General features: G+C 71.2%; 10 protein-coding genes and 1 pseudogene. 4 read left to right on the forward strand and 7 right to left on the reverse strand.

The annotated features are described in order from the left end of the window. Positions 1-255: 255 nt before the first annotated feature. Positions 256-1,056 (reverse strand): heparin lyase I family protein, encoded by an 801-nt coding sequence (locus tag AC068B_RS28165; RefSeq protein WP_478674414.1) that lies wholly within the window; start codon positions 1,054-1,056, stop codon positions 256-258. A 227-nt stretch (positions 1,057-1,283) separates the two neighbouring features. Between AC068B_RS28165 and AC068B_RS28170 the strand changes: the two are divergent. Further along, positions 1,284-1,565: pseudogene (locus tag AC068B_RS28170) on the forward strand (sigma-70 family RNA polymerase sigma factor); the annotation flags it as partial. Positions 1,566-1,614: 49 nt separating this feature from the next. On the opposite strand, the gene AC068B_RS28175 reads toward AC068B_RS28170, so the two are convergent. Both AC068B_RS28175 and AC068B_RS28180 read right to left on the reverse strand, forming a co-directional pair. Then, positions 1,615-2,154 carry a GNAT family N-acetyltransferase gene (locus AC068B_RS28175; RefSeq protein ID WP_478674415.1) on the reverse strand — a complete coding sequence of 180 codons (540 nt, stop codon included), beginning with the start codon at positions 2,152-2,154 and terminating at the stop codon, positions 1,615-1,617. Continuing rightward, positions 2,133-3,341 carry a serine hydrolase domain-containing protein gene (locus AC068B_RS28180; protein ID WP_478674416.1) on the reverse strand — a complete coding sequence of 403 codons (1,209 nt, stop codon included), beginning with the start codon at positions 3,339-3,341 and terminating at the stop codon, positions 2,133-2,135. Before AC068B_RS28180 ends, AC068B_RS28175 begins: the two co-directional genes overlap by 22 nt. Positions 3,342-3,776: 435 nt before the next feature. On the opposite strand from AC068B_RS28180, the gene AC068B_RS28185 reads away from it, so the two are divergent. Then, positions 3,777-5,735, forward strand: a complete 1,959-nt coding sequence (locus AC068B_RS28185; protein ID WP_478674417.1) for an ATP-binding cassette domain-containing protein — start codon at positions 3,777-3,779, stop codon at positions 5,733-5,735. A gap of 288 nt (positions 5,736-6,023) precedes the next feature. On the opposite strand, the gene AC068B_RS28190 is transcribed toward AC068B_RS28185, so the two are convergent. Together AC068B_RS28190 and AC068B_RS28195 are read right to left on the reverse strand one after the other, a co-directional pair. Then, positions 6,024-7,544 carry an MFS transporter gene (locus tag AC068B_RS28190; RefSeq protein ID WP_478674418.1) on the reverse strand — a complete coding sequence of 507 codons (1,521 nt, stop codon included), beginning with the start codon at positions 7,542-7,544 and terminating at the stop codon, positions 6,024-6,026. 74 nt (positions 7,545-7,618) lie between these two features. Next, positions 7,619-8,482: a GntR family transcriptional regulator gene (locus AC068B_RS28195; RefSeq protein ID WP_478674419.1), complete on the reverse strand. Its 864-nt coding sequence runs from the start codon at positions 8,480-8,482 to the stop codon at positions 7,619-7,621. Positions 8,483-9,085: 603 nt separating this feature from the next. Here AC068B_RS28195 and AC068B_RS28200 point away from each other — a divergent pair. Beyond that, positions 9,086-10,606: an amidohydrolase family protein gene (locus tag AC068B_RS28200; RefSeq protein ID WP_478674496.1), complete on the forward strand. Its 1,521-nt coding sequence runs from the start codon at positions 9,086-9,088 to the stop codon at positions 10,604-10,606. A gap of 124 nt (positions 10,607-10,730) precedes the next feature. Here AC068B_RS28200 and AC068B_RS28205 read toward each other — a convergent pair whose 3' ends face one another. Together AC068B_RS28205 and AC068B_RS28210 are read right to left on the reverse strand one after the other, a co-directional pair. Then, complete coding sequence (locus AC068B_RS28205; RefSeq protein WP_478674420.1) at positions 10,731-12,206, reverse strand: FG-GAP and VCBS repeat-containing protein; 1,476 nt, start codon at positions 12,204-12,206, stop codon at positions 10,731-10,733. A 191-nt stretch (positions 12,207-12,397) separates the two neighbouring features. Further along, positions 12,398-12,679, reverse strand: a complete 282-nt coding sequence (locus AC068B_RS28210; RefSeq protein WP_478674421.1) for a DUF3253 domain-containing protein — start codon at positions 12,677-12,679, stop codon at positions 12,398-12,400. Positions 12,680-12,794: 115 nt separating this feature from the next. On the opposite strand from AC068B_RS28210, the gene AC068B_RS28215 reads away from it, so the two are divergent. Then, positions 12,795-13,265 carry a hypothetical protein gene (locus tag AC068B_RS28215; protein ID WP_478674422.1) on the forward strand — a complete coding sequence of 157 codons (471 nt, stop codon included), beginning with the start codon at positions 12,795-12,797 and terminating at the stop codon, positions 13,263-13,265. Positions 13,266-13,853: the final 588 nt, after the last annotated feature.

A 13,853-nucleotide genomic window follows, 5' to 3' on the forward strand; every position in this document is an offset into this window, starting at 1 on the left:
AGGCCCATCATGACGCTTGCGGAGCGGGTCGCGGTGATCCGCGCGTAACGCGGTCACCCTCCGGTCTTCGACGACCTCCGTGCACCGCCATCACGCCTTTCCCGGCCGCGCGTCACGGGCGTGTGCGGCGGTCGGTCCCCGACCTCCCGTGCCTCGTCAGCAGGTGACGTACCAGGGCAGGACGATCACCGTGCCGGTGCGGGACAAGTGCCCGTCCTGCGCCTCGACGCACATCGACCTCAGCCAGACCGGCTCTCAGACGAGCTGATACGCGCGCGGCTTGGCGAGCAGCAGGTGGCAGTCCTTGAGGGAGCCCGAACTGTCGCCCAGGGAGCGGTAGATGCCCCACTTGGGCCGCACCCGGTCGGCGAGGAGCGTGTCGACACCGGTCTTGGACTTGTCGATCACCGTGCTGCCGCCGCTCTTGAGGATCCAGCGCACGGAACCCGAAGAGCCGTCGCCGATCTTGATCTGGAAGTCCACGTCGGTCCACTTGTTGTGCAGCGGCGGCAGCGCGGTGCGGCCGACGAGCGTGTCCGACTCGAAGACCTTCAGCTCGATGGTCTGCTCCCCGTCCACCCGCCGCAGCGACTGCACGACGATCGGTGAGGTGCCGTTGCCGGGCTGCTTCATCTGCATGATGTGCGTGAACGTGGTGGTCGCCCGCAGCGAGTCCGGGATGTACATGGAGTACGTCAGCCGCCAGGTCTGGCCGGGCAGCCAGCGCAGGAACGTGTCGCCGTCACGGCATCCGGTGACCTCCTGCCGCTGCCGGTCGGTCGAGCTGTCCCGGTCCACCGTGTGCATGGTGAAGCGCCAGTTGTCGCCGTCGGTGCGGATGTGCGGCTTGGCCGCCGGGTGCGACCCGGCGCGGTCGTCCTCGACGGTCTCCCAGGCCCGCATGCCGTCGTCGCGCGCGGTCGGCGACCACCGCAACTGCCACCCGGCGGCGGCCGCGCCCTGCGCTGCGGTGTGGGCCGCCGCGGCTCCTGGCAGCGCGGCCCCTGCGACTCCGCCCAGCGCGGCACCCAATACGGACCGTCTCGATGCACCCATGTCCCGCTGCCTCCTCATAGCTGCTCACGCAGAACCTGTGGTTCATGTAGAGGGTTCATGTACATGAACTCCGTTCGCGAGTGTGCAATAGATTCCCGTCTTGACGGGGCACAGTCAATGGGGCGGCGTACGGTCTCCGCTGTCACATCCGAGGGGGCGCCGGTGTCTTCCCGAAGGCCGAGCTCCCCGCCGAGCTCGCAGCGAACATGATCCAGCGGTTCGGCGCCGTGCCCGAGAACGTCGAACTGGCGGAGAGCGTCTCGATCGCGCTGCTGACGGTGCTCGAAACGCTCGGGCCGACCGAGCGGGCCGTGTTCGTGCTCCGCGAGGTGTTCGAGATGCCGTACGGCGAGATCGCCGAGGCCGTCGGCAAATCCGCGGTCGCGGTGCGCCAGATCGCACGGCGCGCACGTGAGCATGTGGCGGCGCGGCAGCCCCGGATGCGGGTGAGCCGCTCGGAGCAGGAGTCCGTGGTCGAGCAGTTCCTGGCCGCGCTGCGCACCGCGCAGGGGGTTCCGGTCGGTGAGAGCCGCCCGGAACCCCCTGCCCTGGAGGCGTTCAGCCCTTCGTGCACGCGAACACGAGCTTGGTGTACGGACCTTCCGCATCAGGCTCGACCCGGCTGCCGATCCTCTCGAACCCGCACTTCTCGGCGACCCTGACCGACGCCGTGTTGTCCTCCGCGGCTTCGAGCAGCACTTGCGTCAGCCCGAGTCCGTCCAGAGCCCAGCCCGCGAGCAGTCGCACGGCCCTCGGGGCGATGCCGCGGCCGCGCTGCGCGGGGAACACGCTGTACGCGACGGTTGCCACGGCATCATCCCTGAACTGCAGATTGATGATCCCGACGGGCTCGTCCGTCGCGGCGTCCACGATCACCAGAGGCGCCGACCGCCCGGTTCGCCAGGCTTCCTCGGCCCGGGACATGTTCGTGTCGCGGTCGGCTGCGTCCATGGGCGCGTCATCGAGCCAGCGGAGGGTTTCGGGGTCGTGGCTCGCTGCCTCGATGGCGGGCAGATCCGACGCGCGTCGGGACCGCACGGCCACCACACCGTCCACGAGCGGCTGAGTCAGTGGCTCTATCGGCTTCGAGCGTCCCATGCGGTCATCCTATTGATCCGTTGTCCCGCGGTCCCCGGCCCGCAGAACTCGGCTTCGAGCACCGCGTTGCTGTTGCCGGTCCAGTCGCCGTTGAAGTTGAAGGCGAGCGAGTGGCGGCCGTCCTTGGTCGTCACCGCCTCGGAGGTGGAGCCGAGGATGCCGCCGTGGTGGCCCCAGACCTCCTGGCCGCAGCTGAGGGTGCGCTGGGCGAGGCCGAGACCGTAGCGGGCCCCGGGAAACCCCTCGCCCATGGGGACGGTCGTCATCATCTCGGCCAGCTGCCGCTTGGGCAGCAACTTGCCGCCGAGGAGGGCGGCGTGGAAGCGGTTCAGATCGGCCGAATCGGAGATCATGCCGCCGCTCGTCCAGGCGGCGGACGGGTTGAACTCCGTGACGTCGTACGTCGGGCCCGTGCTGTCGTCGGCGAGCTTGGAGTGCGCGCGGCTGCTCGGCCGCGGCATGCCCGGGCCGGTGCCTGGGTCCGTGGTGTCGCGCAGCCCCAATGGCTCGATGATGCGCTTGCGGACCTCGTGCGCGTACGACTGCCCGGTGACCTTCTGCACGATCATTCCGGCGACGATGTAGTTGGTGTCGGAGTAGTGCCACGATCTGCCCGGCTTGGAGCTGGTCGGCTCGTGCCGCATGGCTATCGCCACCAGCTGCTCGGGTCGCCAGGTGTCGTAGCGGTGCTCGAAGAAGCCGTCCCGCAGCCTGAAGGAGGCTGCGAAGTCGTCGTCCGCGTAGTAGTCGTAGATGCCGCTGGTGTGGTTGAGGACCTGGCGGACCGTGATGTGCCTGCCGTCGTGGCCGTTGCCGCGCACGAGGCCGGGCAGCCAGTGGTCGACCGTGTCGTCCAGGTCGATTTTCCCCTCTCCCGCGAGCTGCAGGAGAACCGTCGCCACGAAGGTCTTGGTGATGCTGCCGATGCGGTAGTGGTCGCGTGAGTCGCGCGGGCTGCCGGTCGTGAGGTCGCCGACACCCGAAGTGCCGTTCCAGGTGCCGTACTTGTCCTTCGCCTGGCCCGTCACCCCGGGGACGCCGTCCTTGACCGCGGTGTCCATGGCTTGCTGGGTCGCGGAGTGACGGTCGTGGGTGGAGGCCGTGGCGGGTGCTACGAGTGCCCCTGCCGTCACTGCTGTCACTGCCGCCAATGCGGTCACACCCGCCAGAGCGGTCCGTCCTGACATGTCCTGCCCCCTTGATCGATGGGTTCGTCGAGGCTGAGGGACCGGATGGCTTGTTATGAAGGTTGCCTGCCCTTAAGTGGGTTGAGCGAGTTTCAGCCGTTCTCCAGCTATCCCCGTGAGAGTGAATCGAACGCGGACGTGTCAGGCGTCTGGGCCGCAGGCACTTGCTCTGCCCGCCCGGCATCGAACTTTCGCTCGATCCGTCGCCCGTGGCTGCCCGTATCGGCCCTGTGATCAGCAGCGTTGTCCCGGTGTCGTGTTCGTTCACCACTACCGAGGAGACCTTGTGAATCCCGTCCGCGTGCTTACCGCCCTTCGCCCCGTGTTCGAGAATCCTCCCGCGCAGGCCGTCGCGGCGACCGCGTTCCGGCGACCGGTCGATGTACGTCGCGTCCTGTTCGCTTCCGCATCACGACCGTCATCGGGGTGGGGGGCATGACGACGCCGCGCGACAACGAGAAGACTGCCAAGGAAGCGGTCGAAGGGCCGATCGATGCGGCTGCCGCCAACCCACCCGCTTCCGTCCCCGCTCCCCGTACCGCAGTTCCGGAGCCGTCCGAGCCGCCGGAGCTCGACTACAACGGCCGCAAGCACCGTCGTGCCATGGACGACGCCACCCTGCGCGACATGGCCCGCCGCATCCCCGCGGCGCTGCTCCAGACGGCCCGGCTGGCCTGGACGGTCGACCGACGTATGGCCCTCACCGTCGTGGTGTGCCAGCTGCTCTCCGGCCTCGGCACGGCCGTGATGCTCGGCGCCGTCGCCCGCGCCCTGCCGCAGCTGACGGCCGCCGACCCCCGCGCGGGCCTCACCCACGCGTGGCCCGCGCTGGCCGTCGCCGTGGTGGCGATGGCGACCGGTGCCGCGATGTGGATCCTCGCGGACTGGGCGACCCGGCGGCTGAACCCGAAGATCGCCTCGGCCGCGGACCTCACCCTGGTCGACCTGCACATGCGGGCCGAGCTCGCCGCGTACGACGCGGAGGGCTTCGGGGACCGGAGCAAGGCGGCGGAAATCGGCGCCATGCGCGCCGTCGACCTCGCCGACGACGCCAAGACCCTGACCAACGGCCTCGTCCAGCTGGTGTCCGCGGCGACCGTCCTCACCTCCCTGCACCCGCTGCTGCTCGGTGTGCTGCTGCTGTCCGTCGTACCCCGTGGCCTGGGCGGAGTCATCGCGGCGCGGGTCGACTACCGCGTCCACGACCGGACGGTCTCGGCCCGCAATGTTCGCGGGATGATGCGCTGGTGGCTGACCACGGCCGAGCTCGCCGACGAACTGCGGGCCAACACGATGGGCGGCTACCTGCACTTCTGGTACCGGGCGATGTGCGACCGCGTGGAGGGGCGTGAGCTGGAGGGGGCCCGTCCCTATCTCCTGATCACGTTGCTCGCCGCCTCCCTCGGCGGCCTGTTCACCCTCGGCATGTGGGCCTCCCTGGCCGCGCTGGTGCTCGCGGGCACCATGTCGACGGCCATCGCGGGCACCGCCGTCGTCGCTTCCCAGACCGCCGGGCGCGCCTTGAACTCGATCATCAGATACAGCACGGTGATGTTCCACCACGGCCTCTACCTCTCCGACTACTACGAGTTCGTCGACGAGGTCCGCGCCATGACCACGGCCCGCGGCACCGTGCAGGCCGGATCCCCGCGGCGGATCCGTCTCGAGGGCGCCTCGTACACGTACCCGAGCAAGGGCACCTCGGCCGTGCGCCCGATCACTCTCACGCTCAACCGCGGTGAGGTCGTCGCGCTGGTCGGGGAGAACGGTGCGGGCAAGTCGACACTGATCCGGATGCTGACGGGGCTGACCGTGCCCACCGGCGGCAAGGTGCTGTGGGACGACACCGATCTGACCACCGCCGACGCGGAGTCGGTCTGGCGGCACGTGGGCCTGGTCCCGCAGAAGAACGGCCACTGGCCCCTGGCGGCCCGGGAGAACATCACTCTTGGACAGCCCCGCGAGTACGGTGACGAGCGGATCTGGGACGCGGTGGAACGGGTCGGCATGACCAAGGCGCTGCGCGAACTGCCCGGCCAACTGGACACGCTCCTCGCCCGGTCGGTGTGGGGCGGCCACGAGCTGTCCGGTGGGCAGTGGCAGCGTCTGGCCTGCGCCAGGGCCATGTACCGGGAACCTGGCGTGCTCGTCCTGGACGAGCCGACCAGCGAGATGGACGCCCGCGGCGAGCACACGATCTTCCAGGAACTGCGGGCCATGGCCCCCGACCGGATCACCGTGGTCGTGACGCACCGGCTGGACAACGTACGGATGGCAGACCGCGTCGTCGTCCTCGACCAGGGGGCCGTCCGGGAAGAGGGCACGTTCGACGAACTCGTCGCGACCGAGGGGAGTCTGCTGGGCGAGCTGTACGCCCTGGCCCAGGACCGCTGAGCCCGAGCGCCGGGAAGGGGAATCTCCTGACGGGGCCGCGCCGAGCGTGCGCGGCCCCGCCAGGTGAAAGGGCGACTGGCGCAGCGTCAAGCGTCGAGACGTTCCGTGTACGCCTCGGTCGGCGGGGCAGGCACGGTACTGGTCATGCCCACCGCCCCCCCCGAGAGCGCGCCGATCGTCCCCGCCACAAATCGTCTTCGTCTCACCGCTTGCTCCTTCCACTCGGCTAGGAGCAACCACCGTGAACCAGCGACGCGTTGGGGGACTAGCCACCCGGGTGACAAATGGCTACGGCCTCGGCGCCCGGTGCTCGCGGCGCGGATACCAGGCGACCACCAGCGCGCCGAGTGCCACCACCAGGACGGCCAGCACCCGCATCGCGGTGTCCAGGGAGTTCGTGAAGTCGGTGACGACGGCGTGCCGCAGACCGGGGGCGGTCAACTGCTCCGCGACCAGGCGCTGTTCGGCGGCGGGGACGGTCGTCGGCGCGTCGGGGCCCTGCAGCGGCGCCGGGAGGCCAGCCGTGAAGGCCTGGGTCACCACGCTGCCGCTGACCGCCACGCCCAGCGCGCTGCCCAGCTCCCGCGCCAGACCCTGCAACCCCGAGCCCACCCCGGCCCGGTGCGCGGGGAGCGCGGACATCATGCCGTGCGACAGCAGCGGCGTGGCCAGGCCGCACCCGGTCGCGGTGAGGGTCGCCCCGAGCGCGTACAGGGAATACGGGGTGCTCGGGCCGACCAGCGAGACCGTGCCGAGACCGGCCGCCAGCACCGCAAGCCCTGCCCCCAGCGTCAGCCGCGGGCCGGTGCGCCGCTCCAGCGCCACCGTGCAGCGCGGCGCGAGCAACAGCGCTGCCGCCATCGGCAGCAGCCGCACCCCCGCCCCCAGCGGCGAGTAGCCCTTGGCGTACTGCAGATACTGCCCGTTGACGTAGAACAGGCCGAACATGCCGAGGAACACCAGCGCCAGGCCGACCGCCCCGGCCCGCACCACCGGCACGGTGAACAGCCGGGGGTCCAGCATCGGATGCTCACGCCGCAGTTCCCAGCGGGCCCAGGCCGTCAGAAGCACCGCCGCCGCACCGAACCCGCCCAGCACCCGCGCGCTGCCCCAACCGGCCTCCGGGCCGGAGACGATGCCCGACAGCAGCGCGAGGAACCCGGCCGTCAGCAGACCCGCGGACACCATCGACAACGGCCTGTCGTGCCGCGGGGGCGCCGGGGCGAACGCCACCACCAGCACGAGCGCCACCAGAGCCAACGGCACCACGCACCAGAACAGCGCCCGCCACGAACCGAGTTGCAGCGCCGCGCCGCCACCGACATTGCCCAGCACGGCCGCTAGGCCCGTCATCGACGCCCACACCGCGACCAGCCGCGGCCGATGGTGCTCCGGCGCGCCGTCCACCATCAGGGCCAGCGTCGTCGGCAGCACCGCGGCCGCGCCCACGCCGCTGACGACCCGGCCCGCGATCACCGTGCCGATGCCCGGCGCGACGGCGCACAGCGCGCATCCGGCGGTGAACAGGCCCATGCCCGCGGCCAGTACGCGCTTGCGGCCGAGCCGGTCGGCGAGCGCGCCGCCCGGGATGAGCAGGCAGGCGAAGAACACGACATAGCCGTCGACCACCCACATCACCGACTCGGCCGAAGGGCGCAGCGCGCTGCGCGACAGCGAGGGGACGGCGAGGTTCACGGCGGAGACCATTCCCACCACCAAGGTGACGCACAGGCACATCACGGTGATGGTGAGTGGGCCGGGGCCGCGTGGGGTGCTGTTGGTGTCCGTGGGCTTGGGGGAGGGGGTCAAGAGGGAGGGGGTCAAGGGGGAGAGGGCTGTGGGGGATGGGCTCGTGGGGGAAGGGGGCGTGGGGTGGTCGGGGCTCACCGTTCGCCTCCTGTCCGGCGAGCGCCGCCGTCGTCCTGAGCCTGCGACTGCGGTGCGGCGCGGACGAGTTCGGCGCGGAATGCCAGCCGGTCGCCGCGGATGCGGAGGAACTCCAGGTCCACCGGGCGCCCGTCGGGCATTCTGGTCAGCCGTTCGACGGTGAACAGTGCCGAGCCGGACGGGATGTCCAGCAGCGCGCACGTGTGCGGGTCACCGCCCACCGCGTGCACGGTGACGCTCGCGGAGCCCAGCGGGCCGCCGGTGGACTGCTCGATGAGCCCGAACAGGTCTTGTCCGGCCAGGTCGGCGGCGAGCAGCGGCTCCCCGATGTCGGCGGCCAGGTAGGTCAGGTCCAGGGACAGCGGTACGCCGTCCAGCAGCCGCAGCCGTTCGATGTGGACCACCCGCCCGCCGTCGGGGACGTGCAGCTTGCGTGCCACCTCGCCGGGCGGGCGCACCAGGTCCGCGACCCGTACCTGATTGATCACCTCGCCATGCGTGCCGAGCGTTTCGGCGAGGCCGGTCAGCCGCTCCAAGGTGTGCTCGTAGGGCCGTCGCACGATCACCGTGCCCACGCCCTGGCGCCGCTCGACCACGCCTTCGTCGCGCAGCACGCCCAGCGCCTCGCGGACGGTGTTGCGCGACACCGCGAAGTCGGCGATCAGCGTCCGCTCGTCCGGCAGCAGCCCCGAGGCGAACGCCCCGGAGGCGATCTGACGGCGCAGCACCTCGGCGACCTGCCGGGCCAGGTCCGCGCGGATCCGCCGTCGGCTCTGCGGCGCCGGACCGTGCGTACAGGGCCCACCCGGATCCACGCCGTCGGCCGGGGGCGTGGGCTCGGTGGGTGAGGCGTCGTTCATGGGACCTCCGCGGGACGTCGGGGCCGGGGACCGTGCCCGTGCGCGCCTTTGCTCGGTGCGCGGGACAGGCTTTGCCTGTACGCCACCGGCCGCGTCCGGCCATGGTGAAGAGAGTTCGGCCGTCGTCGAGCATGTCCCGCCGGGACGGCCCCTTTTGGGGCGGGGCCGTGCCCGTACGGCATCCGCCAAACCTAGGACGCCAACGTTTCCGGGAAGTTACGCCACCTGTTCTGACCTGCGGCGACGGTTGTGACGTGCGGTTTGGTGGGAGGCGTGGATCCGTTGCGCCACCCCGGCCGCCGTGACGGTGCCGTGGGCTGAGGCCGATCGGGACTCTGACCCGAACCTCCCCCTCCATTTCCGGCTGTCGAAACCCTTGTTCCGCCCTTCGGACTCGCTTAGGGTCGGCGCCCCCGGCCCGGCCGCCCCGCGCGGCCGGGCCTTCCCTGTGCGAACGCGAAGGAGCGTGCGGTGGTGCGGCAGGTGTGGCTGGACGGATCGTCGGGCGAGGACGAGGACGAGGGGCACGACATCGGCGGACGGGACGGGGGCGCGAGTGCGGAGCCCCAGGAACGTGCAGGCCAGGCAGGCCAGGTGCCGGACATGGGCGTGGGGCGTCGCAGCTTCGTCGTCGGGGCCGGACTGGTCGGCACCGGCGGCCTGCTCGGCGCCGCCGGGGCAGCACCGGCGGCTGCGGCACCGGCGGCCGCGGCACCGGCATCCGCGGCACCGGCGGCCGCAGCCGGACACGACGGCCGAGCCGCCTTCGGCCCGAAGGACTTCCGCGCCCGGCGGCTGCTGCTCGTACCGGACGTCGTCCTGCTGCCCGAAGGGCCGGTCAAGGACCGCGCGGTACTCGTCCAGGACGGCACGTTCCGGGCCGTCGGGCCGGTCGGCAAGCTCACCCAGGCGCATAGGGACGCCCACCTGGTGCGGTTGAAGGGCCACCTGCTCATGCCGGGCTTCGTGGACGCCCACCACCACCTGACGCAGAGCTTCGGCAAGGCCCAGGCGTTCGGGCAGCCTTCGGAGATCTTCAAGACCGTCTGGGAGCCGCTGGAACACGCCCTGGACGAGGAGACCGCCCACCTGTCGGCGAAGCTCGCGGCCCTGGAGTCGCTGCGCGGCGGGTTCACCACCGCCGCCGACGCGGGCACCCGCGCGCCCATCGACGTGGGTGTCATCGCCAAGGCCGCCGAAGAGGCCGGGCTGCGCTGCGTGCTGTCGAAGGTCGTCTCCGACGGCAAGGGCGGCAAGGAACACCTGGAACGCTTCCAGGACTCGCGGCTGGTCCACCCCTCGCTGGCGATACCCGTCCCCGAGGACGCCACAGCCGAGGTGCTCAAGAAGACCGCCGACCTGTGCGCGGAGGCCGACGCGGTCCTCCAGGTCCACGTCAACGAGCACCTGGCCGCGGTGGAACGCTCGCTCAAGAGCGTGGGCCGCCGCCCGGTGTCCTACCTGCACCACATCGGCGCCCTCAACGCACACACCCTCGGCGCCCACGCCACCCTGCTCACCCCCGACGAGATGCGCATGCTCGCCGACACCGGCGCCGCGGTCAGCTATAACCCGGTGGCCAGCGCCTGGAAGGGCAACGCCGTCGCGCACGCCCTGATGTGGCAGGCCATGGGCATCTGCTTCGGCACCGGCACCGACGGCACCCGCGGCGGCGGCTTCCGCCTGGTCGACGCCGCGGAGAGCGCGCAGCGCCTGACCTACGGCATGAACTCCGGTGACTCCTCGTGCGGTGCAGGACGTACGTGGCTGACCCACGCCACCGCCCGGAGCGCCGACGCCGTCGGGCTTGGCAAGGTGACGGGCGAGATCGCGGTCGGCAAGGCCGCCGACTTCTTGCTCGTCGACCTCCAAGTCCCCGAACTCACCCCGTCCTACGACCTGTCGTGGGAACTGGTCCGGCTGGCCGACCGCGACCAGATCAGCGCGGTCTTCGTGGACGGCAAGCTGCGGCTGTGGCACGGCTGGCCCACCGACTGGGACGGGCGCGCGCTGGTACGCAAGGCCGCCGAGGTGGGACCGAAGGTCGTGGAGCGCGCCCGCATCCAGCGGGTGGACCCGGACCCGGACGGCACCGCCCGTCACTCGCGGCGAGCACGCTCCTGACCTGCGTGGGCCGCAGGGCCGCCGGGCGGGCGAGCGGGTTGGTGCTCCCGTCCGGCGGCAGCCGCGGCAGCCGCGGCAGCCGCCGGACTACCGGACCAAGGGGACCAGGGGGACCAGGGGAGGGCTAAGGGATCACCACTCCGGTGCCGTTGTCCCCGCTCAGGTTCTCGCCGAACAGCGCCTTCGCCGCGGGTGCGCCGATGTCCGTCGGGTTCTCCGCGACCGAATTCGAGGCCGTCAGACCGGCGGTGGCGCCGCGCAGCAGCCACACCGCGCCGCCGTTCACGACGGCACCCAGGTTCTCGCCCGGGGCGCCCGCGACCAAGTCCGCCTTGCCGTCACCCGTGACGTCGAGCAGCCGTACCGACCCGCCGAACACGTCGCCGGACTCCGCGACGCCCGGCACGCCCGCCGTGTCCTGGTGGAACGCCTGCGCGCCCTGGCCGGTGAGACCGCCCCGGCCCCCCTTGAGCAGCACGACCGCACCGGCTTTCTTCTTCGTGCCGATCGCCTCGCCGGGGACGCCGACGGCCAAATCGGGGTACCCGTCGCCGTTCGCGTCGCCCGCGCTCAGCCGCCCGCCGAACTGGTCGCCCTTCTCGCTGGCTCCGGGCACGCCCGCGGTGTTCTGCGTGATCGTCTGCGTACGGGACTGGCTCGGGCCGGACGGCGAACCGTAGTAGATCTTGACGGTGCCGGGGTCGTCCTCGGTGCCCTCGGTGTCGCCGTTCGGGAAGATCCGGGTGGCGAGGTCGGCGCGGCCGTCCTGGTCGAAATCGGCGACGGCGGTGCCGGACGAGGAGTTCAGGCGCTGCGGAACAGTGGACAGGCCGTCCTTGGCGCCGAGCCACAGCTTGCCGCCCTCGGCGTGGTTCTCGTACACGTAGAACGTCGCGAGGTCCTCGATGCCGTCGCCGTTGAAGTCGCCCGCGGCGGTCGAGTTGATGAAGTTGTCGGTGCTGTACACCTGCACCTGCTGCTCGCGGGCGGGAGCTCCGTCACGAGTGAAGGGGCCGTAGAGCACGTCGTGGTAGTCGCGGTCCTCGCCATTGCCCATGAACACGTCCGGGTGCCCGTCGCCGTTGAAGTCGCCCGCGGTGATGTCCTCGCCGACCTGGGCGTTCGCCGGTGCGGAGACGCGGACGGCGCCCTGACCCGAGATGCCGTCCTTCCGGCCCCACAGGGCGATCACCGATCCGCTGACGTTGTTCTCCGGGAGGTAGCCGCGGGCGGTCACCGCCAGGTCGGTCAGGCCGTCGCCGTCGAGGTCGCGGGCGATCATCGCGTAGCCGAAGGCCTGGTCGTCGCCGGAGGAGCCGGGCACGCCGGGCGTGTCCTGGGTGATGACGGTGGTGCGTGCGGGGTCGATGCCGTGCGCGGAGCCGTAGCTGATGGTGATGTACCCGGCCCAGGCATGACCGCCGACGGTCCCGCCGGGGGCGGCGACGGCGACGTCCTGGTGGCCGTCGCCGTCGAAGTCCTCGCGCACGGTGGCGGCGGCGTCCTGCGCGGACGCGGTGCCCGCGACGAGCGGCACGCCGAACGAGCCGATCAGAGCGGCGGCTACGGCGGTAGATATGGCGGGTCGGCGGATGCCCACGGTTCCTCCTAGAGCGCGCACGAGGCTCGAAACGCGTGTGCGCGGATGTGATTCACCTGAGAGACATGCGGAAACGGCTGATGGTTGTGCGCTGAACGCCGTGTGAACGGGCCCAGCCGGGACGGACAGGCAGGCAGGTCCGACAGGCAGGACGGCCAGGGCGGTCGGGACAGTCACCCCAGGGCACAAGGTCAGCGGATGCGGCGGGCGCGGCGGATGCGGATCGGACCGCGTGCCTCGGCCGGGTCGACGGTCCGACCGGCCTGGGTGATGTCCACCTCGCCGGTCGCCACCAGGTGCCGGGCCGCGCGGCGGGCGGGCTCCATGAGCGCACGCCAGCCGCCGTCATCTCCTTCGTAGACCGCCCGCGCGGCGTCCGAGGGGCAGATGGTGGCAGTCGGTCCACGACGATCCAGCAGGTCCAGGATGGCGCGCTCCAGCCGCTGCTCTGTCTGCCGTTCGGTGTGTGTCACGGCGCCAGTTTCACACCGGTACTGGCGGACGGCACGGCAAGGGGCGCCGTCCGCCGCGGCACCCTCGGCCGATACGATCCCCCGTCGAAGCCGAAACGATCACGGGGAACATTGCATGCCGGAAGTCATGTCCATCCAGCAGAAGTCCGCCGAAAGCCAGTTGGCGCCGGGTGAGCAGCTTCTCGCCTACGGAATCGTCGTCCCTGTGAAGAGCGCCGAGGGCATCAAGATCAAGCACGGCAAGGCGGGCGGGATGCTCGGTGACCACTTGATGCAGCGCTATGGCGCCCAGTCGGGCGGCGCGCAGAGCATCGCCGCGGCCATGCCGCCCACGTCCGGCGCGCTGCTGATGCGGGTGACCGACCAGCGGGTCGGCCTCGTACGACACATGGACGGCACCCCCGTCTGGGAGATCCCCCGCACCTGGTCCGCCCGCGTGGAGCGCCGCCCCCGCCTCCAGCTCATGGCTCGTTTCCGGCTCCACTACGCGGACGGCAGCTGGCTCGCCTTCCTCACCGCGCGCCGCCGCACGATCGAGGCATTCACCACCGCGCTTACCTCCAACGACGGCATGGGCGGCAACTGAGTAGGTGTATTTGAACTCTGGCCGTGAGGCCGAGACGGCTGGATGATCTGTGGCGTGGGGGCTGGCGGGACGACTCGGCGGTATTGCCGGGAGTGTGGTGATCCGCTGCCGGTGACGATGGCGGCGGCCGCAGTGTTCGGTGCAGGTCGGTGCAGGATGCGGCGGACCCGGTTGCCGGTGCCCCTTGCGACCGGTCGCATCCTGGCCGGGCCGGGCCTGCTGGGTGACGTTTCCGACCCGGTCCTAAGAGGCCGGTCTGGACGGCGCGGAGCCGGACTAGTGCGTGGGCGTGGTCGGGGGCGGGGCCGATGCGGTGGTCGCGCAGTCCGGGCAGACCACCCCTACTCCGTCACGGGTACGGGCAACGACACGCACCGCCCCACCCTCCACCCGCACCCGCTCCACCAAGACCGCATCCAGATGCGGAAACACGATCCCCAGCAGGTCAGCACCCACGAACGACGGTGGCACCGGCGTGACGCCCTGTCACCTCTTCACGGAAATCTTCCAAGATCCCGTGCCCCCGTACGTCACTGGCCACATTCGTGTGTACGCCGACACCGCACGGCTTCAGTCAGAACGAGGCCC

The organism is Streptomyces sp. NPDC042371, assembly GCF_056437465.1.